The organism is Roseibium aggregatum (assembly GCF_014692675.1).
Taxonomy (GTDB): Bacteria; Pseudomonadota; Alphaproteobacteria; order Rhizobiales; family Stappiaceae; genus Roseibium; species Roseibium aggregatum_C.
Genome location: NZ_JABFCZ010000003.1, coordinates 107370 through 131961, shown reverse-complemented (window position 1 = coordinate 131961; position 24592 = coordinate 107370). Strand labels below are relative to the sequence as shown.

Below are 24592 nucleotides of genomic sequence, written 5' to 3'. Positions count from 1 at the left end.
TTTTCCCACTATTTTCTCTGTTTTTATCGAAACAGAATCGACTCGCAGCCATTTTTTCTTAAAATCAATTTCGTGGTGCACCGCACCCTCCCATGCGGTGCCACAAAACAGGACCAGACCACATGCTGTACACTGCCTACGTCGCCGTGTGCCTTGCATCCGTATCGGTCCAGGACTGCAATCGGGATACGGCGCTCGACTGGATGGTGGCGCCGGGGCAGTACCCCCTGTCTTATTGCATGGTCCATGGACAACAGTACGCCGCCACATCCGGCATCGTTCACGACGGCGAAATCGTGAAGGTTTACTGCAAGGCACCCTCCCAGTTCAAAACGACCGGCTAACCGGCTTGTTCCCTGACACCACAAAAAAACCGGACTGCCTCAAGAGACAGTCCGGTTTTTTGTATCCGGCTTCGGATCAGACCGAACTAGACGAGTGTTCTGGACGCGTCGCGCACCTTGTTCATGGCCAATTCGACGCTGTTTGTGGAACCGGAAATCTCCGTCAGATTTTGCGTGATGGACTGCACGCCTTGGGACGCCATCTGCATATTGCCGGAAATCTCCTGGGTTACCGTCGACTGTTCCTCGACCGCGCTTGCGATGCCTGAGGAAATGTCACGCAGCTCGCGGATGATCTCCAGGATGGAGGCGATGGCCTCTTCCGAATGGGTCGTGGAACTTTGCACCGATTCGATCTGGCCCCGAATGTCTTCGGTCGCCCGGCTGGTCTGGGACGCGAGGCTTTTCACCTCAGACGCCACCACCGCGAACCCCTTGCCGGCTTCGCCCGCACGAGCGGCCTCGATGGTGGCATTCAGGGCGAGCAGATTGGTCTGATTGGCAATGCTTTCGATCAGTTCGATCACCTCTCCGATCTTCTGGGAGTCATCGGCAAGCCTCGACATGATCCGGCTTGAGCTATCGGCCTTGTCGACCGCACTTTCGGAGATCTTCATCGCCTGCGTCACCTGGCGGCCGATTTCCTGGATCGACGCAACCAGTTCCTCGGAGGCCGCCGCAACGGTCTGAACGCTAGAGGCTGCCTGCGTGGACGCGCTGGAGGCGCTTGCCGCCTGACCATTGGTCTTCGTAACGGCGTCCGCCATGTAGGCGAGATCGGCATCGATGCCTTCCTGCACCTTGCGGCGACGCAGCCGTTCCTTCATCTGGTTCGTGATGTCGATCGCGAACTTGACCACCTTTCGGGGATTGCCCTTCATGTCGAAGATCGGGTTATAGGTCGCCTGGATCCAGACCGGCTCTCCATTCTTGCCGATGCGCTTGAATTCGCCGGACTGGAATTTCCCGTTGCGCAATTCCTCCCAGAACGACGCATATTCTGCCGTGGATATTTCGGCCGGATCCATGAAGATGCGGTGATGCTTCCCCTCGATCTCGTCGAGACGGTAACCAAGCGCGGAGAGGAAATTGTCATTGGCGGTAATGATCGTGCCATCGAGTTCGAACTCGATGACAGCCTGAGAGCGGCTGATGGCGTCGATCTGCCCCTGAATTTCGGCCTCACGCAACTTTTCGGCGGTCGTATCGACCGCAATCTTCACCACCTTGACCACTTTTCCGGCCGCGTTGAGTACCGGATTGTAAGACCCCTGGATCCAGACGTCCCGCCCGCCCTTGGCGATACGGCGGAATTCCGCGGACTGATACTCTCCCCGCCTCAACGCCTCCCAAAACGCGGTATATTCGGGACTGGCTGTATATTCCGGATCGACGAACATACTGTGCTTTTTTCCCCGGATCTCCTCCAGGCCATATCCCATCACCTTGAGGAAGTTTTCGTTGGCGGAAAGGATGGTGCCGTCCGGTTTGAATTCGATTGTCGCACTCGATTTGCCCAGCGCCGCCCAGATGGCATCCGCACCTCTTTGAAGTATGGAACCCAGTTTCATTTCTTTCCCCAAAATCATAGCGGTCACATTTGCCCTCGGGACGTATAATCAGCCAAATATGACGCAGGGGATAAGATAGCTAAATTCGTATTTAAAATTGCTTAACTTGAACACTTATATGTAAACATCCATATTTTATTTATCAAAGATAGAAGAATATGCACATCTCAATTCTTAAGCGCAATACCTCGAAACTAGTTAAAAATATCAATATCGCATCAGTGCTTACAATAAAGCTGGCCGGAACGCTGTTCGGCTGAGCGTATGTTGTGACGTTGGACAGCCATTACCGACTGTCGTGATGAAATTCTTCTGACTCAGGCACTTCGCCGGGCCAGGTCACGACATGGTCCTCGTATTCCTCGATGCGCATGCCGGTTTCGCTGACGGCGCGGCCGCGCACGGAAACGCCGGCTTCGTGGACCGTCTCCGGATCGCCCGAAACCAGCGGGTGCCACCAGTACAGGTCCTTGCCCTCGCGCACGAGGCGATAGGCGCAGGTCGGCGGCAGCCAGGTCAGGGTATTCACCTCCTCGACCGTGAGCTGAATGCAATCGGGAACCGTCTTGGCCCTGTTTTCGTAGTCCTTGCAGCGGCAGGTGTCGCAATCGAGCAGCTCGCAGGCGACATCGGTCCACACGATCTCGCCCGTGTCCCAGTCTTCCAGCTTGTTCAGGCAGCAACGGGCGCAGCCGTCGCACAGTGATTCCCATTCCGCCGGACTCATCTCGTCCAGGCGCTTCACCCGCCAGAACGGCGGATCTTCGGGATTTTGCGGCAAGCCAATTGATTTCATCTGCCGTTTCTAGTTCCTTTACGGTAAAATCTCGGGCGCGACCCAGGTCGACCTAGCATCGAATTGAAAGCGCCAGCAAGCAGGATCCGATGGCGAGCGACGACAAGTCCGGAAAAAAACTGCCCCATGGAGCGCCGGCTCCGGAGGTTCGCCCTGGCGAGCGGCGTGCGGAGAATGGCCTGCCCGATCCGGCAAAGCCGTCCCGGAGACGGTCGCTTTCGATGTTTTTCCTGTCGGCCGACGCCTGGGTCGACACGTTTCTCTGGCACTTTCTGACCACGCTTCGCCGCGGCTATGAGCGGTATGATGTTTTCCTGCGCCGGTTCCGCGCGCGCGGCATCTGGCGCATGCTCAACGAACTGGCCTGCGACGGCCTCACCTACGGTCTGGCCGGGCTGGTGGTCATGCTCGCCTTCGCCCAGCCGGCGATGGAGGCGACCCGTCATTCGGACTGGCGCACGACAGACGATTTCGCAGTCACCTTCCTCGACCGCTTCGGCAAGGAAATCGGCAAGCGCGGCATCGTCTTGAACGATACGGTCCCGCTCGACGAGATCCCCGACAGCCTGATTAAGGCGACGCTTGCCACGGAGGACCGGCGCTTTTTCTCCCATATCGGCATCGACGTCATGGGCACCTTCCGCGCCATGGTGGAAAACGCCCGGGCCGGCGGCGTCGTCCAGGGCGGGTCCACGATCACACAGCAGCTCGCCAAAAACCTGTTTCTATCCAACGAACGCACACTCGCCCGGAAGATCAAGGAAGCCTATCTGGCGCTCTGGCTGGAGGCGAACCTCACCAAGCAGGAAATCCTCAAGCTCTATCTCGACCGGGCCTATATGGGCGGTGGCGTGTTCGGTGTGGCGGCGGCGTCGGAATTCTATTTTAACAAGAACGTGCGTGAACTTACGCTGGCCGAAAGCGCCATGCTGGCCGGCCTCTACAAGGCGCCGGCGAAATACGCGCCGCACGTCAATCTGCCGGCGGCGCGCGCCCGCGCCAACGAGGTTCTGACCAACATGGTCCAGGCAGGCTTTCTGACCGAAGGACAGGTGATCGGAGCCAGGCGCCATCCGGCCGTCGCTGTCGACCGCAGCAAGGATCAGCTGCCGGAATATTTCCTCGACTGGGCCCTGGACGAGGTGAAGAAGCTTGCACGCAGCCATCCCGCCCTGGCGCGCGACAGGATCGTCACTGTCAGAACCACGCTTGATCCGGCCCTGCAGAAACAGGCGGATCTTTCGGTGGAAACCATCCTCAGGGAAAACGGCAAGGCCCGCGATGTCGGCGAGTCGGCCATGGTCGCGATGCAGACGGACGGTGCCGTGGTCGCCATGGTCGGCGGGCGCTCCTATGGCGAAAGCCAGTTCAACCGGGCCGTCTACGCGTTGCGACAGCCCGGGTCGTCGTTCAAGCCCTTCGTTTACATCACCGCCTTCATGAACGGCTACGACAAGGACAGTATCGTGCCGGATGCTCCGCTTTGTATCGGCAACTGGTGCCCGCGCAACTACGGCCGCAGCTATCGCGGCGCGGTGACCCTGAAACTGGCGCTGACCAAATCGATAAACGTTGTCCCGGTGCGCCTGGCCCAGGCCATCGGCCGCAAGAAGATCATCGAAACCGCCTACAAGATGGGACTGACCCACGAACTGGAAGATGTGGTGACGCTGCCCATCGGATCGTCCGAGGTCTCGGTGATCGACATGGCGGGGTCCTATTCGGATTTTGCCAACGGCGGCTTCAAGGCGACGCCCTATGCGATCGAGGAGATCAGGAACACGAAGGGCGAAGTGCTCTACGACCATGCCCGCGACGAGCCGCCGCCCAAGAGGGTCCTGCCGGCGGACAAGGTTGCGGAGATGAACGAGATCCTGGTCAACGTGGTTGAGGCCGGCACCGGCCGCAGGGCGCGGATCGACGGTGTCGTGGCCGCAGGCAAGACCGGCACCACCTCCGCCTACCGGGACGCCTGGTTTGTCGGCTACACGGGAAATTTCACCGCCGCCGTGTGGATGGGCAATGACGACTTCTCTTCGACGCGGCGGGTCACCGGCGGCAGCCTGCCGGCCATGATCTGGCAAAAATTCATGGCCTATGCCCATGAGAATGTCGAACTTGTGCCCATGCCCGGCGTGGATGCCGAGAGCCTGAAACGCATTCCGGTCGCAAAGGCGAATGAGGACGAAGACACACGCGCCCAACCGCGGCTGCTGACCCGGGAGACCCAGGAACTTTTGGAAAATATCGGCAAGGAACTGAAGGCGCTCAAACCGGTGGCAGCCGCAACCGATCCGCAAAAGGCATCCCGTCCGACAACCAGCGTGGCGGCCGTGCAATGACAGCGCCCTTGAAGCAATTCGGCGAGGCGGACTGGTACGAAACGGACCTGCCGCCGATCCTGAGGCCGCAACGCCCGCGGCCCTTGAGAGCGCTGGCGATCCTTGCCCTGGTCCTGTTTTCCGGCTCGCTGATCGGGATATCGTCCGCCTATTTCATCATTGAGCGGGAACGCCCGCTGATGGCGGTCAGGATCGGTCCGTGGGAGACCTATCCTTACGCCGGAACGGCCGAAGCCGATCCCTATTCCGTTGCCATCTACACCCGGGGCGCGAAAATCCCGCTCGCGTCCGGGGAAGGCGTGGAGCTGATCGCCCGCACGGACAGCGGCGGAGATACGCTGCAGCCCATGTGCCGTTACCGAATTCACGGCCAGACGCCCACCGCGCGGCTGTGGACACTGACGGCAACCAATGGCTCCGGGCGGCTGGTGGAAACGCTGCCCGGGCGGAGCAATCTCACCAGCCGGCAACTGCTGCGCAATCCGGATGGAAGTTTCGAGATCGTCGCCTCCACCACGCCGCAGCCCGGCAACTGGCTCCCGCTCGCCGAAGACCCGTTCACCACGCACGGGTTGCGATTCAATCTGAGGCTCTACGACGCTCCGGTCTCGACCGGCTCGGCGATGAAAGGCGTTACCATGCCCGCCATCGACAGGATCGACTGCCTATGATCCTGTCCCGCATGAGCAAGCCGAAAAGCGCCCTGTCCCGTTTCGCAGATTTGCGCCGCAGCCGCCGAAGCGGCTCGGGAAACCTGATTGCCGGACTTCTGGCGGTCGTGTCGCTTGCCGCGATCGTGCACATTCTGGTGGTGCTCACGATCCCGCAAAACGCCACCCACAGCGCCTACAGCAACGCGGCCCGGTTCGGGCCGGACCGCGCGTTCAACCTGCTGCCGGACGTTGTTCCCGGGGCAGAGCCCCTGCCCGGCCTGGACCCGGCGATGAAACACGCGCTATGCCGCTATCAGCTCGACGACGGCCCGGTCCTGTTCACCGCCAGCATCCCGGTTCCGTTCTGGTCGATGGGTCTGTTCAACACCAGGGGCGATACCATCTACAGCCTGAACAACCGCACCGCCGGCTCCGAAACCCTGTCCATGCTGGTGCTGACCACGGAGCAGTTGTCGATCCTGCGCGAGAACCCGCCGGAAAACCTGGACGAACTGATTGTGATCGAAACCGAAGACACGGAAGGCTTCGCCCTGTTGCGCGCCTACGTGCCCCATCCCAGCGAGGCGAAACTGGTCGGCAAGGCGCTGCAGGCGGCAAGCTGCGGAGCGCTGGGCTAGGTCCTACTTCACCGGCGGCGGACGTTCGGTGCCCCAGCCGCTATAGATCCGGGACCTTTTCGGCTTCTTTTCCAGACCATACCTGTCTTCGACCTGGCAGCCGTTTTCGGCCAGGATCACCTCGGTTTCCATCTTCTTGATGGCGGTGTTGACCTGCCAGAGACGGTCGCCGGACGGGGTTTCGATTTCCAGGCTGTCGAGCGCTGTCCGGTAGGCCTTGATCCGGTAACGAAGAGCCTGGGAGACCCACTTGATCATCACCTGGTTTTCCCAGACTCGGGCCTTGGCGCCCGTGTAGAGCTCCTCGGTCGTCAGCCTCTTGGCCTCCAGGGTGCGAATGCGTTCCCTGTCCGCCTCGGTGACCCTGAGTGCGACTTCGCAGAACGGCCAGACCAGCTTGGTATCGCCCCGGGCGTCGGCGATGATCCGGTCGTAGCGGGCATCGCTGGATTGGAACTTGTCGGACCTCAGGAAGATGTAATAGAGGTCCGGCGGAACACGGCCCTCCACCTCCGGCAGAACGCGCGTACGGGACAATTCCACGACGGTGCCGCCGATCCAGTCCTTCGTCCAGGGCGGACGGATCAGGGTCCAGCCGCGGTCGCGCAGCAGCTTTTCGTCATTGGTGTAATTGAACTTGGAGACCGGGTCGCCGCGATTGCGTGCGGCAAGCTCACCGGCCTCGGGCATAACCCTGTCGTGGATGACCGATGGCCGGGCCCGGTCGAAATCACCGGTCGGCCGGGAGCAGCCGGCAACAAGTGCACACAGGAGCGCGGTCGCTACATGGGCACAGCGCGTGACACCGGACCGTACCGGCTCCCGCTTCCTCAGGCGCGCAGAACCCGCCTGGCCCATATTTTTCATGCCCATCGGGCGGTCTCCGCACCTTAGGAAGATGGCCTCGGCCGGAGACTTGTTATCCGTTAATCGCGATCGGGAACGGCAGGTCCGGCCTTATGACCGATGGTCCCGATTCGCGCCGACAGATCAAGTGCCAACCTCTCGTAACGCACACCGGGAAAGAGGATGACCTCCCCGCGCTGTTCCGGCTTGGACGAGCCGGCGCTGTTTCGATGGGGTCCAACGCGCGAAGCGGGCCTCGGCGCGGACGCAAAATCCAACAAGGTGCCCATCGTCTACTCCTTCTGTTCCGAGCCGGCGTTTACTGGAGCCGGCATGGGTCAAACGGGCGACGCATTACTCCTGACGGATCAATTAGGAGTTTCTCAGGGTTAACAGGATGCTAACGCTTTCATTCTAATTTTCCGAAACAGAGCCGGAAGGCCGACTTGTCATTTTGTTGTGCGTAGACGAGTGCCATGAAACACGAGCCGTTTCTTTTAGAGGCTGAGCCTCATTCTCCCGATCATAGTCGCGTCAGGCCTGCCCCGGCAGCAGGCGACGGCCTGCTGCTCAGCGCGGTGGAACTTTTTGTCAGCATCGAAAAGCACGACCGCAAGGAAATCTCAGTTTTTCAAGAGCTTAGTGAAAACCTTCTGTCAACTACGCCCGACCGCGACAGACGCCGGATCGCCTGTCTGCTGGCGCGTCATCCGGATACGCCCGACAACATCCTTGCCCGGCTCGCCGGCGACCGCGATCCGCTGACCGCTTATCCGGTCCTTCGCCATGCCCCTGCGATACCTGAGGATATCCTGATCATGCAGGCCGAACGGGGACCGGACAGCCTGCGCAGAGCCATCGCGGACAGGGCCAGCTTGAGCGAATCGCTTGTGAGAACACTTGCGGCGCAAGGCGGTCCCGACATTATCCGCATGCTCATGGAGCGGGAGGACGTTTCTCTCGAGGGGCAGCTTCTTGCCGCCGTTGAAAACCGCGGCGAGATCATGGCGGAGCTGGGCGGAGATCTGGCGGCCCGGGGCGCCCTCAGCGCGGACCGGCTGATGTCGAACTTCCTGCATCTGACCCGGGAACTGAAAGCCGAGGCCATTGCCTGTGCCGAGCTGGCCAGCCTGGTGGAAATGGCAAGCCAGGGGCCGGGCCGGGCGCCGAGACCGGTCTTCAAGGCGCATCTGCTCGACATGCTGCAAAAATCGGCCATGACCGGATCGGCAAGCCAGTTTGCCACCGACCTCGCTTTCACACTCGGCCTGCCGGAAGCAACGGCTGCCCGCATGTTGACCGAAGACGGGGGCGAAACGCTCGCCATCGCCTTCAAGGCCCTCGGCTTCAACGGAGCCCGGACCGCTTCGCTGCTGATCCGTTTGATCGGCGAGACCCATACCCTGGACGAGATCCGGCGTCTGGTGCAGATCGCCTCCACGATCAGCGATGGGGCGGCCCGCCTGATGGTTCGCCGCTGGGTCGCCAGCGAAACCCTTGGCCTTCCCGCCGGCACATCCGCACCGGTCTACCAGGACGCGGAACAGAAGAAACCCGTTCAGACAATGGCACCGGTACGCGAGACGGTTCCGGAGGAAACCGGAACCGTGGCGGACTTCAAAAAGCGGGCGTAAGCGGGATTTCCCGGTGATCAGGACTGCGGACCCGCGTCTGACGCGGTGTCCTTCATGATGATCTCGCGGTGCGGATAAGGAATACCGATGCCGTTTTCCTTGAAGGTGTCCCAAAGGGCCAGCAGCACGAGGCCGCGGACATTGGTCAGGCCCTTCTGGGGATCGTCGATCCAGAAGCGCAGGACGAAATCCAGCGACGAATCGCCGAAGCCGGTCAGCCAGCAGACCGGGGACCGGGCGGCCTCGACGCGCGAAACGGTTTTGGCGGCCGCGATCGCCAGCTCGGAGACCTTGTGCGGGTCGGCGTCATAGGAGACGCCGAATTCAACGTCGAGCCGGACCAGTTCGTCGCTGAACGACCAGTTGATCACCCGGTGGGTGATGAAATCCTCGTTCGGAATGAGGTATTCGCGGCCATCGCGCGTGACCACGGAAACGAACCGCGCCCGCAGTTCCCGGATCCAGCCGAAGGTGCCTTCCAGGGAAATCGTGTCGCCGGGTTTGATCGACTTGTCGAGCAGTATGATGATGCCGGAGATGAAATTGGAGATCACCTTCTGCAGGCCGAAACCGATCCCCAGACCGACGGCCCCGGAAAAGACCGTCAGGGCGGTCAGATCGATGCCGACGGCGGACAGGGCAACGGTTCCGGCAAGGAGTATCAGGCCGATCTTGACGATCTTGCCTGTCAGGACGCGGATCGACGGCGTCAGTTCGTCCGACTTCTGAACCTGGTTGTCGAGGAAGCGCCCGACGACCACGGCCAGCCAGACGGCGAGAAACAGGAACAGGGCGGCTTTCAAGACCAACAGGACCGACAGGCGCATCTGGCCGATGGTCAGGGCGAGACTGTCGAGAAAGGTAAAGGCCTCGTCGTCAAGATTCAGAACAATCAGAGCGACGTAGATCCAGGCGAGCCAGCTGAGCACTCGCGCCAGGAGGCGATTGCGGATCACCCGTGACAGGACGGAGACGAACAGCCAGGCGAACGACAGGGACAACGTCAGGTAAATGAAATGGCTGCGGCTCGGCCAGGTGAGGCTTCGCATGATGGCAAGGGCTGCAAACAGGAACGCATTGAACAGGATCCAGTCGACACGCCGTAGCAGGGCGATGACGACCCGCAGCAGGCCGGGCCTGCCCTTGATCGTGCGCGCGCGTTCTTCCAGCTTCGGTTCGACGCGCCAGCTCAGAACCCTCGCAATCAGGAACAGCGCCGCAATGATGGCTGCCTGGTAGAAGAACCAGGGCGTCAGCAGATAATCGAGCAGCGCGCGCGCCCAGTACAGTATCTCGCCGATGACCCCTTGGGTTTCCATTCGAAGCATCCGGTGCAGGTGGCTCATTGACACGAAAACACCGGGCTGGTGTCCGTCCACGCCATCCAAGTTGCCCTAATACTATCAAGGATTTGGCTTAGCGGCCACTGCCGGTGCCCGGGCGCCCTGCTTGATCTTGGGAGCAAGACGCGCGATCATTTCCCTAACGTCATACCAAGCCCCGGCCAATCAGATGACCAGTATCTCCCGAACCGCGCTGTTGTTCCTCATCTGGATCGGGCTTGCTGCGGGACCGGCGCTTGCGAAGGGCACGCATCCGGTCACGGGCGAACCGCTCGCCGACGATCAGAGTTTCACATACCGGATCCTGGACGAGCCGAGTTCGCTCGATCCGCAAATGACCGAGGATGTCGCGGGCGCCGAAATCGTCCGCGACCTGTTCGAGGGGCTGTTCAATCAGGATGAAAACGGCGAACTGGTGCCTGGTGTGGCCACCGGCTTCGATCTTTCGCCCGACAAGAAGACCTATACATTCCACCTGCGCGACACGGCCAGATGGTCGAACGGCGCCCCGGTCACCGCCCGGGATTTCGTCTATGCCTGGCGCCGGTTGGCCGACCCGGCGACAAAGTCTCCCTATCAATGGTTCATGGAGCTGATGTCGCTGGAAAATAACGGCGCCGTGAGCGCAGGCTTCAAGCCGCCGGAGGACCTGGGCGTTTCGGCGATAGACGACCGCACGCTTGAAGTCCGCCTCGAGAAGCCCCTGCCCTATTTTCCGCAGATGACGGTCCATACCGTCACCTTTCCCGTTCCGGGGGACATAATCGCGCAGTTCGGGAGCGACTGGACCAGGCCGGAACACATCGTCTCCAACGGGGCCTATGTGCTGAGCGCACATGAGCCCGGCAAGCGCGTGGTGCGCGTGCGCAATCCGCTCTACTGGGACAACGCCCATACCATACTCGACCGGGTCGAAGCCCATGTCATCAGCGACGAGAAAACCTCCATCACCGGGTTTTTTACCGGGGATCTCGATCGGACCGATGTCCCCATGGGCATATTCCAAAAGCTCCAGAAACGGTATCCGGACGAGACGGTCAGCTTTCCGCGTCTGTGCAACTACTATGTGACCTTCAACCTGTCGGACAAAGGCCCAGAAGCTTTCAAGGACAAACGCGTGCGCCAGGCGCTGTCGCTTGCGATCGACCGTGAGGTCATTACAGATCAGATCCTGGGTGGCGGACAGACCGAGGCCTATACGTTTACCCCGCCGTTTGTGGCCGGGTTCAAGCCGCCCGACACAGACATTTTCTGGATGACCCAGGATGAGCGGGACAGCAAGGCCAGGGCGCTGCTTGCCGAAGCGGGCTACGGGCCCGGCGGTCACCGCTTGAGCTTCACCTATCTTTACAATACATCGGCCGCCCACAAGCGGATCAGCGAGGCAATCGCGCAAATGTGGCGCGAGAAACTCGGGGTGGATGTCAACATCGCCGATGTGGAATGGCGAACGTTCCTTGAAACCCGGGGCCACCAGGATTTCGACCTCGCCCGGGGCGGATGGTGCGGCGATTATAACGAGGCTTCGACTTTCCTCGATCTGCTCGACAGCCGTTCCGGCTACAATGACGGCAAATACGCCAACCCGCGGGTCGACGCGTTGCTGAGCGAGGCAAAGACTGCGGACAACCCGGCTCCGCTCTATACGGAAATCGAACAGATCCTCGCTGACGAAGTTCCGGTGATCCCGATCTATCACTACTCGGGAAGCTACTTGCTGAGCAGCGATCTCAAGAACTGGCCGGTGAAAAACGTAGAGCAGAACTGGTATTCAAAGAACCTCTACAAGATCGCCCGCTGAGGCGACGGCTTCGATATGCGGCGTGCCTTCAAAACCTGAACAGTCCCTTCGCCGGATCGTCCTTGCTTTCCCCGCCTTCATCCTCTGCCAGGGGCAGGTCGACAGCGCCGTCGCGGGCTTCGATGTCGACCACCCAGTAGTCCGGATCCATGCGCGCTTCGCGGGCAAGGCGGTCGTCGATCCCCGTCCGGTCCGTTCGTTCCAGGATCTTCTCGAACAGCCGGCCCTGGGGCTGGTCGGAAAACATCGCCTGCGGGGCCGGCCCGTAAAAATCGTAGGTTCCGTCGAGCCGGTCGACGACAATGAAGATTGCACCGGCTTCGGCGGACCCGCGTTTTGAGACGGCAGCGAAACCGTTGCCGGTGAAGGTTTTGCGCACCAGGGCGCTCACGAAAAAATCGGATGTGACGCGCATGCAGGCCTTCATCTTCCAGACGACGGGTGGAATCCGCCGACAGAGCGGATCAGTTTCCGATCTTGCGCCCGCTGACACTTTCCAGCCGGGCAACAAGATCCGGCGACACCTTTCCGGTAATCGGCAGATCCCAGTTGAGCTGGAAGCGCTTGATCGCAATTTCCGTATTTTCGCCCATGACGCCGTCGGCCTGCAAGGGACCGTAACCGAGGTCCGACAGCAGTTTCTGGATCTGAACGATCTGCGGATCGGTTTCGGGTGCGGTATCGGGCGCGGCCCCGGATGCGGCCTCCGGCGTGTGCGCAGCCGGGTCGGTTTTTACCGTTTCCAGGACCTCGCCTCCGTCGGCTGACGGTTTTTTCCGGGGAACCGGAATTACGGCCGGGACCGGCGCGGCGCCCTGCAGCGTAATCCGCGCCAGCAAGGCTTCCGTCGGCTCGCCGGTTTCGACCTGCCCCTGGGCACGTTCATACATGCGGATTGCCTGTTCCGTCGCCGGACCGCTGATCCCGTCCAACGGACCGTTATAGAGATCCTGACGGCGGAGGGCCGTCTGCAGATCGAGCACAAGCTGGGAGGCCTGCGGCATTGCCGTTCCGCGACGATCTTCCGGCTCGATCATCGCAGGCGTGTCATTGGCCCAGTCCCGTGTCATGAACAGGGGTGCGGGGTGGCGACCGGACTGCAGGCCAAGGGCATTGGCCACGATGAGACACCCGGTCAGCGCCATGACCACCGTGCCGCCTGCGGCGACCGGATTGTCACGGGCGATTCCTCCGACGCGACCGGCCATGGAGCTTTCTTCTTCCTGTTCCTGTTGACGGCGTTGCCGGCTCATGAGTCCCGCTCCGTCATAGGCTCGCCCTGCGCCGCGGGACATCCCGGGCCTGCGCGATCAGGGTCCGGGCACTGCTCTTCGCAGCGCCTGTAGGGAGCCTGAGACTTATGACGAGCCCCTCCTCTGCGCGAACCTGGCAGGACAGGCTGCCACCGTGAAGGCGGGCAAGCCCTGCCGCGATGGCAAGGTCTTCACCGCCGGCGGCATCATCAAGGAGCCCGGCGGTCCCCTGCCCGCGCACGGTCCTGAAATCCTGCGGTCCGTAAGCCGGTTCGGCACCCTTTTGCGTCACGATCAGCTCAATCAGGACAGCGCCCTCTTCGCGCTGACCGGTTACGAGAACGGTGCCGTCCGCCGTGGCCGACTGGATGGCGTAGGTCATGAGATCCAGCGCAATCTGCCGGAGCGCCTTCCGGTCGGCGGGGATTCGCGGCAGGTCGAAATTGCCGCACATGTCCAGCACGATATTCCGTCTGTCGGCCACAGGAGCGAGCATGGCCCGGCAGCTTTCCAGTATTCCTTCAAGATCGACCGGCTCGATCGAAAGCGCACGCGGCCCGGCCTCGATGCGAACCGCTCCGTCCCGTTTTTGCACCGTCTGCAGCATTTCCACGCCTGAGCGGTGAATCAGGTCCGCATATTCGCACCCCTGCGCCCAGCCGGTTTTTCCCTGAGCCGATTTGCGGAGGAGATCCGCGTAGTTGACGATGTCGGCAAGGGGACCTTCCAGATCAGCGATATTGCCGGTCCAGCGATCGGCGCCGTTGTCGTTTCCGTTGTCGTTTTCGACAGCGTTCCGGCTTTCCGCCGGCAGGTCCTCTTTCAGCGTCAGGATCAGGTTGTCCGTATCCGCCGGGGTTGCGGCGGCTTTTGCCGATGCCGACGCCGGTTTTCTGATCTGCAGGCCCAGCCGGACATACTCGGCCAGACCTTCCTCGCCCGGGCGATTACCGCCCTTTCTCAGGCGCACGTCGAGATGAACCGGCGCGGTCCCTGCCCGGGCTTCGGCCAGGGCGGTCAGATACTGCGGCCGGTCGGAAACAAGAAGGCGCTGAAACAGCCAGTCGCCGGAAATCTGGCGTTGGGTCAGGCCCAGAAGATCCTCAAGCGGTCCACCGAGAACCTTGACCGTGCCGTCGGCAAGGCACAGACAGGCGATCTCCTGCGTGCTGTCGTTGAGTTGCCGCCAGCGGCCTTCGCCGGCGGCGATCAGCCCCCTCGCCCGGCGCTGCTCAAGCGCCAGGCGCAACGCCAGGACCGTCATGTAGACGCAGGCAGCAAGGGCGGATAACAGCATGGACGCGGGATCAGACACTGCATTTAAGGCCGGGAATTCGGGAAGAAAGGCCAGAAGCGTCAGCAGCCCGGCGCAAGCCGCACATACCGCCAGAATGATTCGGCGCGTCCCCGAAAGCGCCGCTTCCATCGGCACCACCGCGAACCAGACCAGCGCGAAGGAGGACAATCCGCCGGTTATTGCGCAAAGTCCGGCGAGGAAAGCGGCAAACAGGGCCGACGAAAACCCGTACGCCCGTTCCAGGTTACCGGACTGGAGGAGATAGAGGGCCAGCGGCCATTGGCCGAGCATGAACGCCAACAGAAAGGTCAGCGCCGGGGACGTCGGGCCGGCAAGCGCCAGGTGCAGCGGCAAGACGACAAGGGCAGCGGTTCCACTCAGGAAGCAACCGGCAAGAAACGCCTTGTGACGCGGCCGCTGCCACGGATCATCGGCAACGGAGGGATGGAGAAACCCATCCAGCTGTCCGTAGAAATTTCGCAAATCGTCTGCGAGCTGGATCAGAAAGTTACGCACTACACTACTGCCAGGCCTGATACGCGGCCGAATTGGAACCCTGTCTGAGACTTTATTTTCCAGCCGACCACTTAAGGAACGATAAAGGATAAGTCGCCGGGGCGAATTTCCGGAAAAAAATATGAGCCCGCGGGCACTTGGCGGGCAAAGGATAAAATTTGAATCAAATGCTCGGAAAATTTGCCTCAAACTTCTGTTTTATTTGATGAAAAAGCGCCCGCGCGAGGAAACAGGGCGTTTCAATGTCGCTGCTACAGTGCGAGCCATAACAAAAGCGATGCCGTCTGGGCAGACGAGCTCGCTGGAAGCGAATGAACTATAAATGGGTAGCAGCATGTTCTTTCTTCTCAGGACAGCCTTTTGGCTGACACTCGTTCTGGTTCTGATCCCGCTCGGATCGGGCAAGGGCGAAAGCGAGACAACCAAGGTCGACCCAGTCGCGGCCTATTCTGCGGCATCGGCTGCGGTCAGCGACATCAGCGGGTTCTGCAAGCGCAATCCGCAGGCCTGCGAGACCGGCGGCAACGCCATTGCCATGATCGGCGCCCGCGCCCGGGACGGCGCGCGGATCGTCTACGAGTTTCTGGATACGCAGATCGCTGAGAGGGACGCTGCCGGCCATCCGCAGACTGATCCGAACAGCGACCTGATCACCGGAGCCATTTCCAATGGCACTTTGACTGCACAGGATCTGGCCCAGCCCTGGCAGGGCCACGATAAAACCGTCTCCGCAAAGGAGACAGGAGTTGGGCCGGTTCCGCGGCCCAACCCGCGGTCGGGTTCTCGAACCTGATCACGGGGCCGTTGTTCGAGCCTGGTCGCTTCCGGGACGAATGAACGGCTGTTTGCGCCCCCGCTTGCCCGGACCGGCAAAGGCCCTCTGGCCCTTCCCGGACCGGACCGACGGCTCTACTTAGGCGGTACATGCCGCTGCGCCGCAGGTGATTAGCTGCCCACTTCGCCTGCGGCGTCTTTTCCTTTCCGGTTTCGCGATTTTCCCCGAATTATTGCTTCAATGCCGGCCCGAAGGGCATGTCTTTTGGTGCTGTCTGCGCCGCGCCGGTTTAAATTGTGCCCCTGCCAAGCTATATGACTTCTCAATTGTCCGAATTTGCTGGCAGGCCATGACAACATCCCTTGACGATATTCTTGAATCCTTCGATTTCCTCGACGATTGGGAAGACCGCTACAAGTACCTGATCGATCTTGGAAAAGAGCTTCCGGGCCTGCCTGAAGAACAAAAGAACGACACCAACAAGGTGCGCGGCTGCGTGTCTCAGGTCTGGCTTGTGACGGATGTCAGCCGTTCCTCTTCCGGGGAACCGGTCATCACATACAACGGCGACAGCGATGCCCTGATCGTTCAGGGCCTGGTTGCCGTGGTGCTGGCCCTTTATTCAGGCAAAACGGCACAGGAAATTCTCGACACCGATGTGGACGGCGTCTTCACCAGGCTCGGCTTGAAGGAACATCTGACGCCGCAGCGTTCCAACGGCCTCAAATCCATGGTCGCGCGGATCCAGTCCGATGCCCGCGAGGCGCTGGCGGCCGCCTGAGCGGAAACGGTCCTGGTACCGTATTTTCGATAACCGGCATCGTCCCGCAAAGTACTGCTCAGACAAATAAAAAAGCTGCCCGGCAAGCGGACAGCTTTTGTTGTTGCGCGTGGTCCGGCCGGAACGGAGAACCGTTCAGTCAGCCGCTTACTTGGAGCGCTTGCGCTGCTGGCCCAGGCCCATTTTCTTGGCGAGTTCGGAGCGGGCAGCGGCATAGTTCGGCGCGACCATCGGATAGTCCGGGCCCAGATCCCACTTCTCCCGGTACTCTTCCGGCGTCATGTCGTAATGGGTGCGCAGGTGACGCTTCAACGACTTGAACTTCTTGCCGTCTTCCAGACAGATGATGTAGTCCGGCATGACCGACTTCTTGACCGGAACGGCCGGCTTCAACGGCTCCGGCTCAGGTTCCTGAGCGGAGGTGGATGTCCGCTGCAGGGCACCATAAACCTCATTGATCAAGTTCGGGAGGTCCGTCGAAGCAACAGTGTTGTTGCTTACATATGCGGACACAATGTCAGCCGTAAGGTCAATAAGGTTCGCATCTACTGGACTATCAGTCATCTCTCACCCATTCTTATCCGATTTGGAAATATCTCTCTTGAAGCCACGCAAGCTGCTTAACGCATAAAGTATCCTAAATAGATAGATACTTGCGTGCCGCCAAATCAAAAATGATTCTACTTTGCAGGCAACGGTTGCGTTTTTATATACGCGGCATTCGAAGCGGACAACCCCCAAAAAACGAGAATTACAGTATTTTTCCAATTAAACAAAATTATGAGAAAATAATGGCGAGAATCTAGTCCTCAGTCATTTTAATAGAACCGTCAGTAAAATAACCATCCAAGCGCACTCATTTTCCGGAAAATCCGGTGCGCTTGTCACACTCCCGTATCCCCGAAAAGTGAAAACCCGGCAGTTCGGGAACTGCCGGGCCTGATTTCACGTCTGGTCTGGGACGATCAGTACATCTGATGCAAAAGGGTATGCACCCAGATGCTGGCGGCGTAGCCAAGGGCTACGGCCCAGGTCCACTTGAGATGACCCATGAAGGTGTAGACGGATACATACCGTCCCTCTTCATTTTCCATCTTGGCCGCCCCCATCAGCGCAACACCGGCAGCGGAACCGACCGAAAGAAGCGAGCCGCCAACACCGGCAGTCAGCGTCACCAGCATCCACTGCCCGTGCACCATGTTCGGATCCATCTTCAGGACCGCCGACATGACCGGGATATTGTCGACGACGGCCGACAGAACACCGACAAAGGAGTTGGTGAAGGTCGGACCCAGGTTGCCGTACATGTATTCGGACACTTTCAACAGGAAGCCGAGCTGGGAAACGCCGGCAACCGCCATCAGGATGCCGAAGAAGAACAGCAGGGTGTCCCATTCGAGCCGCTTGATGCTGGTCATCGGATTGAACGGCTTGTGCTTCAGCTTGTAGTGCGTTTCCAGCACGGCAAGCATGTCATCCTGAATCCCGTCCGGCAGAACCGGCGCTTCGAAATGCTCATGCTCGTGATGGGACAGGAAATAGCCGTAGAGCATCAGGAAGCCGAGGCCGGTGGTCATGCCGATCACCGGCGGCAGTTCCAGGAAGATGTGGGCAGACACGGCCATGACGAGGGTCAGCGCGAACAGGGCAATCATCCGCCGCGCGCCGCGCTTCAGCACGACCGGCTCGTTGTAGGCTTCCACGTCAGAGGACTTGATCGCGAACGACATGATCACGGCCGGCACCAGCCAGTTCACAAGGGACGGCACAAAGATGGAGAAGAATTCGAAGAACTCGACCTTGCCCGCCTGCCAGACCATCAGGGTGGTGATATCGCCGAACGGGCTGAACGCACCACCTGCATTGGCGGCAACGACGAGGTTGATTGCAGCCAGCGATACGAACATCCTGTCCCGCGTCGCGGCACCGACCGCGATAACCACGCTGATAAGCGCAAGGGCGGTGGTCAGGTTGTCGAGCAGCGGCGACAGCAAAAAGGCGGCAAGACCGGTCGCCCAGAAAATTGCCCGCTGCGACAGACCCGCGCCGAGCAATTTATACCGCACCATCTCGAAAACGTTGCGCTCCTGCAACGTGACGACATATGTCATCGCTGTCACGAGGAAAAAGGTCAGCTCTCCGATTTCGATGATCGAATGTTCGAAACCAAACTCAGCCTGCTCGACGATGACATGATCCGGTTGCAGATGAGTGACGATCCCAACGATGGCCCAGATGACGCCAGCGCCGATCAGAACCGGAATCGATTTTTCCAGATGGTGCTGTTCGCCCCATACGACAAAGCCGTAAGCGACAACGAGTGCGACGATGACCATCCATGACAGAGGATAATTGGTCAGGTCGACAACCGTCATGCCGCCACCATTGCCGCCTTCCGCAGCCATCGCCATGAGCGACGAGTTCAGGAGGACAGCCAAAGCTAACAAAAACCTCATCAAGTACTTCCTTTTCGGGTCAGTCTTCTGTCGGTCGATCCGGAGTTTCATTCGGTTACCGGAAACAAGTCCCGGCTCCAGAAGGACCAATTATCCAAAGCCGTCCGTGTCAGTGTCGTCCCAGACAAGGGGAGATCGGTTTGATGGACACGTCCACAAGTACTCCCCTCGTTTCCGGTTGCCCGGATATAGAATTCGCTGATGTTGCCGAGGATTTTAACGATTCGGTAAACTCCTTGGAAACGATGGCCTTTTAGGTGGATCGTATGTGACACGCAAGGGTTAGAAAATTGTTTCCAGCACAAGTAATCGCCCCGTGATTGCTTCGTCGCGAGCGAAAATATCTAACCACAGCGCAGCAACCCCATTTGGAAATTGGCCACCCGGCAACCCACTCCCTGCAATTTTTTCTTTTTATATCGGCCGCACTCGAACCGATTCATTGTAAAAAACACCAATACTTCACCCGATGTTAAGTATCAAACCAATATCCACCGCCCCTTTTTTCAGGTTACACTTTGTTTCTATTTGAAGTTTATAATTACTGAGGATGACCAACACCGGAACACGAATGTCCGCTCTAATCCAGGCGCAGAAAGACCAGATAATTGACGGAACGGAATGCCCGGAAATCGATTTCCGGGCCTTGGCCGAATGCAGCTCCGACATCGTCCTGCAGCTGGGATCGACCGGCGACCTGCTTTATATTTCGCCATCCGCTACCGATCTGCTCGGCTGGAGCCATCAGGAACTTCTCGAGCATCACTGGAACATTATTCACAGCGAAGACCGCTCGTGGCTGCTCGAAACAAGCCGTCAGCTGAATTCCGGCGAGCGCGAGGAGAGCCGCTCCTCCTTTCGTGTCCGCACGAAATCGGGAGCGCTTGTCTGGGTCGAAGGGGCCGGACGCCGGCTCTACGATTGCAACGGCCGGCCGAACGGGCTTGTGGTCTCCCTGCGCGACATTTCCGTCCGCAAGCAGCTCGAGGCCGAACTCGAACGGCAGGCGCGCACCGACGGATTGACCGGGCTGGCCAATCGGCGGGTTTTCGACGAAACACTGGAACAGGAATGGGCGATCGCCCGGCGCGAAAAAACCCACCTCAGCCTGCTGATCGCGGATCTCGATCATTTCAAACTTCTGAACGACCGTCACGGACATCAGGCCGGTGATGAATGCCTGAGGGAGGTCGCCAGGGTCATCACATCTGCCATTCACCGTCCGGCGGACCTGTCGGCGCGCTACGGCGGAGAAGAACTCGCCGTTATCCTGCCGCGCACCCATGAAGAGGGCGCCCGAGCGATTGCCGAACACATCCGCAAGTCGATCGAGGACCTTCATATCCCGCACGCATTGAACCGGGACCACGGCCAGGTGGCCACCGCCTCCGTCGGTGTGGCCACATCCTTGTGCCTCGACCCGTCACGCCCGGAGACCCATCACGCCCTGCTCGGCATCGCGGACCGGGCGCTCTACAAGGCGAAAAACGCCGGACGCAACCGGGTGGAATTCTCCATGCTGGTGCTGGAGAAGAAAGAGGCCTGAAAACCGACCCCCTGTTCTCCGAAGGGCCGACCCCTCTCCCACTCGTGACCAGCCATCCCTTGCCCCAATGGCTTTCCGGGCCTATTTCCGGGAAAACCCAACGCAGCAGGAGCGCGCACCCATGGGCGATACGGACACGGCAAACACGGGCGGAATGGGCAAGATCGTCAAGAGCGAGGCCGAATGGCGGGATCAGCTGACGCTGGAGCAGTATTACGTCACGCGCCAGAGCGGGACGGAACGGCCGTTTACCGGGCCTTACTGGAACAGTTTCGAGCACGGGCAATATAATTGCGTCTGCTGCGGGCAGCCGCTGTTCAAGTCGGACACGAAATTCAACGCCGGATGCGGCTGGCCCAGTTTCTTCGAGGCCGTTTCCCCGGATGCAATCACGGAGATCGAGGACCGCACCCACGGCATGGTCCGGACCGAAATCCGCTGCTCGAAATGCGATGCCCATCTGGGCCATGTGTTCCCCGACGGTCCGCCGCCGACGGGTCTGCGCTATTGCCTGAACGGCCACGCGATGAGCTTTACGCAGGATCAGGAATAGGTCATGGACCTAAAAAAGCAAACCGGAGGGCAGCGAACTGCCCTCCGGTCCGAGGTGACGGTCTATTGGGGGTCTTTAATTCCCGTCACCATTGCCCGGACAAGGTTTTCGCCGTGCTCAATGCTTGCGAAAACAACGCCCAGAACATGCAGGCCGACCAGGGCGATCGCCAGATTGGCCAAAAGCTCGTGTGTTTCTGCGACCCATTCGACACCCCAATAGGCGTCGGTGGTCATCATGTAGCCGGTCACCGCCGTGCCGCCGATGACGGCAATCAGCGTCAGGACCATCGCGCCCCCGGCCGGGTTGTGGCCGAGATACCGCTTTGCGCGGAATTTCATCGCATCGCGCAGATAGCCAAAGACCGTCGAAGGCCGGTAGATGAAATCGGTAAAGCGGGCATATTTGGTGCCGACGAGGCCCCAAAGGATCCTGAAGGTCAGCAGGCCCGCGATTGCGTATCCGGCCGGTTCGTGGATTTTCCGGATCTCGTCACCGGTCAGCCATGCGGTCGCGAACAGGACAACCAGCGACCAGTGGAAGATCCGCACCAGCGGGTCCCAAACCCGGACCCCGCCGGCCTTTTGCCCGGCGGCCGGCGGCTCAACGCCACCGGCTTCGGCATATGTATCGGGCGCCGACATCAGTCGTCCTGATCGTTGCCCAGGATCTGGCCGGTCACCGGGTTCACAATCGCCTCAACCCGGTTGCCCTTGGCATCCAGCGCGTAGACTTCATAGGCGCCGCCTTCTTCCTTGACGCGACGGACCTTGTAGCCTTCGGCCGTCAGCTTCTGGGAGATCTGGTCGGTCGACATCCACTGGTCGCGCGGCGCGTCGATGTTGGCATGGCTTTCGGAAGCAAGTGCGGCACCGGCAAAACCGGACAGGGCAGCGGCCAGGGTCAGTGCGGTCAGGGTCTTTTTCATCTTGTCACTCCATTCAAGGGCAGAACGGCGACTTGCCGTCCGATGAAGAGACAATGCACGATGGCCACTGACAGCCCGCTTCCGTCGAATGTCAGGGTTTTGTCAGTTTCATTTCTATATAAAAAAGCCATGAAAACCCGATTTCGCCCGCTCCTGCTCAGCATCGTTACGGCCAGTGCGCTCATCGTCGCCGCGTTTCCATCACACGTGCGCGCGGACGATGACGACCACGAACAGGCCCGGGCAGCGCTGAAGCAGCACAAGGCCCTGCCGCTGGCGCAAATCCTGGAAAAGATCCGTCCCAAACTCGGCGGGCGGACTATCGGTATCGAGTTCGAACTCGAAGACGGCCAGTATTTCTATGAAATCAAGACCGTGACGCCGGACGGGCAGATGCAGGAAGTTTATGTCGATGCCCTGACAGCACAAATCCTGGAAGACAAGGCGGACTGATGCGTATTCTGGTTGTTGAAGACGAACCCCGGATCCTGGACGACATCGTCACCACCATGGGCATGGCCGGCTATGTGGTCGATACCGTCTCCGACGGTGAGGAAGCCTGGTTTCTCGGCGACACGGAAACCTATGACCTGATCATCCTGGATCTGGGCCTGCCCGGTCTCGACGGGCTGACGGTGCTGAAGCGCTGGCGGGCGGAAGACCGTCACATGCCGGTGCTGGTGCTGACCGCGCGCGGAGCCTGGTCGGAACGGGTCGAGGGCATCGATGCAGGCGCGGACGACTATCTGCCCAAGCCCTTCCGCATGGAGGAACTGCTGGCAAGGGCCCGCGCGCTGATCCGGCGCTCGGCAGGCATCAGCACGCCGGTCATCGAAGCCGGGCCTCTCAGCCTCGACGTGAAGCAGATGCGGCTGGCCCGTAACGGCGTGCCGATTGCGCTGACGCCGCTGGAATACCGCCTTGTCGCCTACCTGATGCACCACAAGGAGCGGATCATTCCGCCCACAGAGTTGCTGGAACATCTTTACGGCGACGACGACGCCCGCGATCCGAACGCCCTGGAGGCGGTGATGGCGCGGTTGCGCAAGAAGCTCGGTTCGGGTGCCATCGAAACCCGGCGCGGTTTCGGCTATACAATCGCAGGAGAAGAGGCGGCTGGAGAAAGCGCGCGATGACGAGAGGCTCCCTGCGCCTCCGGCTGCTCCTGGCGGGAGCCATTTCCATCCTGTTGGCGCTTGCGCTTTCGGCCACGGGCCTGACGGTCCTGTTCTATCGCCACGTCGAGCGGCGTGTGGACACCGAACTCGGTGTGTTTCTCGACCAGATCGTTTCGGGACTTGCGCAGAACAAGGAAACAGGCGCGCTTGAACTCACACGCACGCCGAGCGACCCCAGGTTCGAGGTGCCGCTTTCCGGCCTCTACTGGCAGGTTTCCTTCGACGACACGGTGCTGCGCTCCCGGTCGCTGTGGGACAACGTGCTGCAATTGCCGGACGATGAACTGGCCCATGGCGCGCTGCACCGGCATGTCATACCCGGCCCCGTTTCCGGAGACCTCCTGACCCTGGAGCGCAGCGTCAGGCTTTCGCCGCGCGTCGGGGGCCAGACGGTACGGGTCGCCGCCGCCATTTCTCTTAGCGATGTCCGGTCCGCGACCCGGGATTTTGCCTTCGACATGCTGCCCTACCTGATCCTGCTCGCGCTGTTCCTGATCGGCGCGGCCTATATTCAGGTCAGCATCGGCCTCAGGCCGCTGCACCGCATCCGCCAGAGGCTCCGGGCCATCCGGAAGGATCCGGATGCCCGCTTCGGCACCGCCGACTTCCCTCAGGAAATCGAGCCGATGGCGCTCGAAATGGACACGTTGCTGACGGACCGGCAGACCCGGATCGAAAAGGCCCGGGCCCGGGCGGGCGACCTGGCCCACGGGCTGAAAACGCCGCTGCAGGTCCTTCTCGGCGATGTCGAACGCCTCCGCTCGGCAGGCCTGAACGACATTGCTGACGATGTCGAAAACGTGGCCCATACCATGCAGCGCCATGTGGAGCGCGAACTTGCGCGCGCGCGGCTGGCAACCGGCACCGGCCAGGCCGTCTCAAACATCCGCGAGGCGGTCGACCGGGTGATTTCCGTCGTGTCCAGAACCCCGGCAGGCGCTGTGCTCGACTGGGCTCTTAACGTGGACGGGCAGGCAAGTGTGGTGATCGACCCGGACGACCTTGCAGAGGCCCTGGGCAACCTCCTGGAAAATGCAGCCCGGCATGCCCGGTCCCGTGTCGCTGTCCGGACCATTTCCGACGACGGCTGCATCACGATCCGCATCGAGGATGACGGCCCGGGGATTCCGGAAGACCAGATCGAAAAAATGCTGGAGCGCGGCGGCCGGCTGGATCAGTCGGCAAGCGGCGCCGGCCTGGGCCTGGCCATCGTCCAGGAGATCGCAGACGCCTGGGGCGGCACTTTCCGGCTCCGCCCGCTGAAATCGGGCCTTGCCGTCGAACTCGGCTTCCATACCATCGGCAACAGCACAGACGACGACCAGATACCCTGAACGGGAC

At 60.5% G+C, this 24592-nt stretch carries 24 protein-coding genes; 13 read left to right on the top strand and 11 right to left on the bottom strand.

All coding sequences use genetic code 11. The annotated features are described in order from the left end of the window. The first annotated feature begins 122 nt into the window (after positions 1–122). Complete coding sequence (locus HK439_RS03050; RefSeq protein ID WP_190289894.1) at positions 123–344, top strand: hypothetical protein; 222 nt, start codon at positions 123–125, stop codon at positions 342–344. Between the two features lie 86 nt (positions 345–430). Here HK439_RS03050 and HK439_RS03045 read toward each other — a convergent pair whose 3' ends face one another. Both HK439_RS03045 and HK439_RS03040 read right to left on the bottom strand, forming a co-directional pair. Beyond that, entirely contained in the window at positions 431–1915 is a 1485-nt protein-coding gene (locus HK439_RS03045; protein WP_190289893.1) for a methyl-accepting chemotaxis protein, read from the bottom strand. 286 nt (positions 1916–2201) lie between these two features. Beyond that, positions 2202–2711: a YcgN family cysteine cluster protein gene (locus tag HK439_RS03040; RefSeq protein ID WP_190289892.1), complete on the bottom strand. Its 510-nt coding sequence runs from the start codon at positions 2709–2711 to the stop codon at positions 2202–2204. An 89-nt stretch (positions 2712–2800) separates the two neighbouring features. Here HK439_RS03040 and HK439_RS03035 point away from each other — a divergent pair, with 89 nt between their 5' ends. The 3 genes from HK439_RS03035 to HK439_RS03025 are packed head-to-tail and all read left to right on the top strand — an operon-like array spanning position 2801 to position 6344. Continuing rightward, entirely contained in the window at positions 2801–5053 is a 2253-nt protein-coding gene (locus tag HK439_RS03035; RefSeq protein ID WP_190289891.1) for a penicillin-binding protein 1A, read from the top strand. Then, on the top strand, positions 5050–5724 hold the full coding sequence (locus HK439_RS03030) for a DUF1214 domain-containing protein (RefSeq protein ID WP_190289890.1): 675 nt from the start codon (positions 5050–5052) through the stop codon (positions 5722–5724). The genes HK439_RS03035 and HK439_RS03030 overlap by 4 nt, the downstream gene beginning before the upstream one ends. Continuing rightward, the gene (locus HK439_RS03025; protein WP_209011527.1) at positions 5721–6344 is read left to right on the top strand and encodes a hypothetical protein; all 624 of its coding nucleotides are present in this window, start codon (positions 5721–5723) and stop codon (positions 6342–6344) included. The genes HK439_RS03030 and HK439_RS03025 overlap by 4 nt, the downstream gene beginning before the upstream one ends. 3 nt (positions 6345–6347) lie before the next feature. Here the strand turns inward: HK439_RS03025 and HK439_RS03020 are convergent, their stop codons facing one another. After that, positions 6348–7217, bottom strand: coding sequence for a hypothetical protein (locus HK439_RS03020; RefSeq protein ID WP_209011526.1), 870 nt, complete (start codon positions 7215–7217; stop codon positions 6348–6350). 449 nt (positions 7218–7666) lie between these two features. On the opposite strand from HK439_RS03020, the gene HK439_RS03015 reads away from it, so the two are divergent. Beyond that, positions 7667–8824: a DUF2336 domain-containing protein gene (locus HK439_RS03015; protein ID WP_190289889.1), complete on the top strand. Its 1158-nt coding sequence runs from the start codon at positions 7667–7669 to the stop codon at positions 8822–8824. A gap of 17 nt (positions 8825–8841) precedes the next feature. Here the strand turns inward: HK439_RS03015 and HK439_RS03010 are convergent, their stop codons facing one another. After that, entirely contained in the window at positions 8842–10143 is a 1302-nt protein-coding gene (locus tag HK439_RS03010; RefSeq protein ID WP_190289888.1) for a mechanosensitive ion channel family protein, read from the bottom strand. A gap of 193 nt (positions 10144–10336) precedes the next feature. Between HK439_RS03010 and HK439_RS03005 the strand changes: the two genes are divergently transcribed. Then, positions 10337–11968 carry a peptide ABC transporter substrate-binding protein gene (locus HK439_RS03005; protein ID WP_190289887.1) on the top strand — a complete coding sequence of 544 codons (1632 nt, stop codon included), beginning with the start codon at positions 10337–10339 and terminating at the stop codon, positions 11966–11968. Between the two features lie 28 nt (positions 11969–11996). On the opposite strand, the gene HK439_RS03000 is transcribed toward HK439_RS03005, so the two are convergent. Genes HK439_RS03000 through HK439_RS02990 form a run of 3 tightly spaced genes read right to left on the bottom strand, consistent with a single transcriptional unit; the run spans position 11997 to position 15034 of the window. Further along, positions 11997–12383: a DUF1491 family protein gene (locus HK439_RS03000; RefSeq protein WP_190289886.1), complete on the bottom strand. Its 387-nt coding sequence runs from the start codon at positions 12381–12383 to the stop codon at positions 11997–11999. Between the two features lie 49 nt (positions 12384–12432). Beyond that, positions 12433–13221 carry a peptidoglycan-binding protein gene (locus HK439_RS02995; protein WP_190289885.1) on the bottom strand — a complete coding sequence of 263 codons (789 nt, stop codon included), beginning with the start codon at positions 13219–13221 and terminating at the stop codon, positions 12433–12435. A gap of 13 nt (positions 13222–13234) precedes the next feature. Continuing rightward, a complete protein-coding gene (locus HK439_RS02990) occupies positions 13235–15034 on the bottom strand; it encodes a sensor histidine kinase (protein ID WP_190289884.1) in 1800 nt (599 codons plus the stop codon). Between the two features lie 322 nt (positions 15035–15356). Here HK439_RS02990 and HK439_RS02985 point away from each other — a divergent pair, with 322 nt between their 5' ends. Both HK439_RS02985 and HK439_RS02980 read left to right on the top strand, forming a co-directional pair. Continuing rightward, positions 15357–15827, top strand: coding sequence for a DUF5330 domain-containing protein (locus HK439_RS02985; protein WP_209011525.1), 471 nt, complete (start codon positions 15357–15359; stop codon positions 15825–15827). 331 nt (positions 15828–16158) lie between these two features. Continuing rightward, entirely contained in the window at positions 16159–16590 is a 432-nt protein-coding gene (locus HK439_RS02980; protein ID WP_190289883.1) for a SufE family protein, read from the top strand. Between the two features lie 147 nt (positions 16591–16737). Here HK439_RS02980 and HK439_RS02975 read toward each other — a convergent pair whose 3' ends face one another. Beyond that, positions 16738–17154 (bottom strand): MucR family transcriptional regulator, encoded by a 417-nt coding sequence (locus HK439_RS02975; protein ID WP_190289882.1) that lies wholly within the window; start codon positions 17152–17154, stop codon positions 16738–16740. 401 nt (positions 17155–17555) lie between these two features. Beyond that, positions 17556–19046, bottom strand: a complete 1491-nt coding sequence (gene nhaD / locus HK439_RS02970; protein ID WP_190289881.1) for a sodium:proton antiporter NhaD — start codon at positions 19044–19046, stop codon at positions 17556–17558. A gap of 571 nt (positions 19047–19617) precedes the next feature. Between nhaD and HK439_RS02965 the strand changes: the two genes are divergently transcribed. Together HK439_RS02965 and msrB are read left to right on the top strand one after the other, a co-directional pair. Continuing rightward, entirely contained in the window at positions 19618–20592 is a 975-nt protein-coding gene (locus HK439_RS02965; RefSeq protein ID WP_190289880.1) for a GGDEF domain-containing protein, read from the top strand. Positions 20593–20713: 121 nt separating this feature from the next. Further along, a complete protein-coding gene (msrB, locus tag HK439_RS02960) occupies positions 20714–21145 on the top strand; it encodes a peptide-methionine (R)-S-oxide reductase MsrB (protein ID WP_235987547.1) in 432 nt (143 codons plus the stop codon). Positions 21146–21207: 62 nt separating this feature from the next. Here msrB and HK439_RS02955 read toward each other — a convergent pair whose 3' ends face one another. Continuing rightward, positions 21208–21789 carry a cytochrome b/b6 domain-containing protein gene (locus tag HK439_RS02955; protein ID WP_190289879.1) on the bottom strand — a complete coding sequence of 194 codons (582 nt, stop codon included), beginning with the start codon at positions 21787–21789 and terminating at the stop codon, positions 21208–21210. Next, complete coding sequence (locus tag HK439_RS02950; protein WP_190289878.1) at positions 21789–22073, bottom strand: PepSY domain-containing protein; 285 nt, start codon at positions 22071–22073, stop codon at positions 21789–21791. Before HK439_RS02950 ends, HK439_RS02955 begins: the two co-directional genes overlap by 1 nt. Before the next feature lie 129 nt (positions 22074–22202). On the opposite strand from HK439_RS02950, the gene HK439_RS02945 reads away from it, so the two are divergent. From HK439_RS02945 to HK439_RS02935, 3 genes are read left to right on the top strand one after another with little or no spacing between them, the layout of a single operon-like run. Continuing rightward, the gene (locus tag HK439_RS02945; RefSeq protein WP_190289877.1) at positions 22203–22526 is read left to right on the top strand and encodes a PepSY domain-containing protein; all 324 of its coding nucleotides are present in this window, start codon (positions 22203–22205) and stop codon (positions 22524–22526) included. After that, positions 22526–23209, top strand: a complete 684-nt coding sequence (locus HK439_RS02940; RefSeq protein ID WP_190289876.1) for a response regulator transcription factor — start codon at positions 22526–22528, stop codon at positions 23207–23209. The genes HK439_RS02945 and HK439_RS02940 overlap by 1 nt, the downstream gene beginning before the upstream one ends. Then, positions 23206–24585 carry a sensor histidine kinase gene (locus HK439_RS02935; RefSeq protein WP_190289875.1) on the top strand — a complete coding sequence of 460 codons (1380 nt, stop codon included), beginning with the start codon at positions 23206–23208 and terminating at the stop codon, positions 24583–24585. Before HK439_RS02940 ends, HK439_RS02935 begins: the two co-directional genes overlap by 4 nt. Positions 24586–24592: the final 7 nt, after the last annotated feature.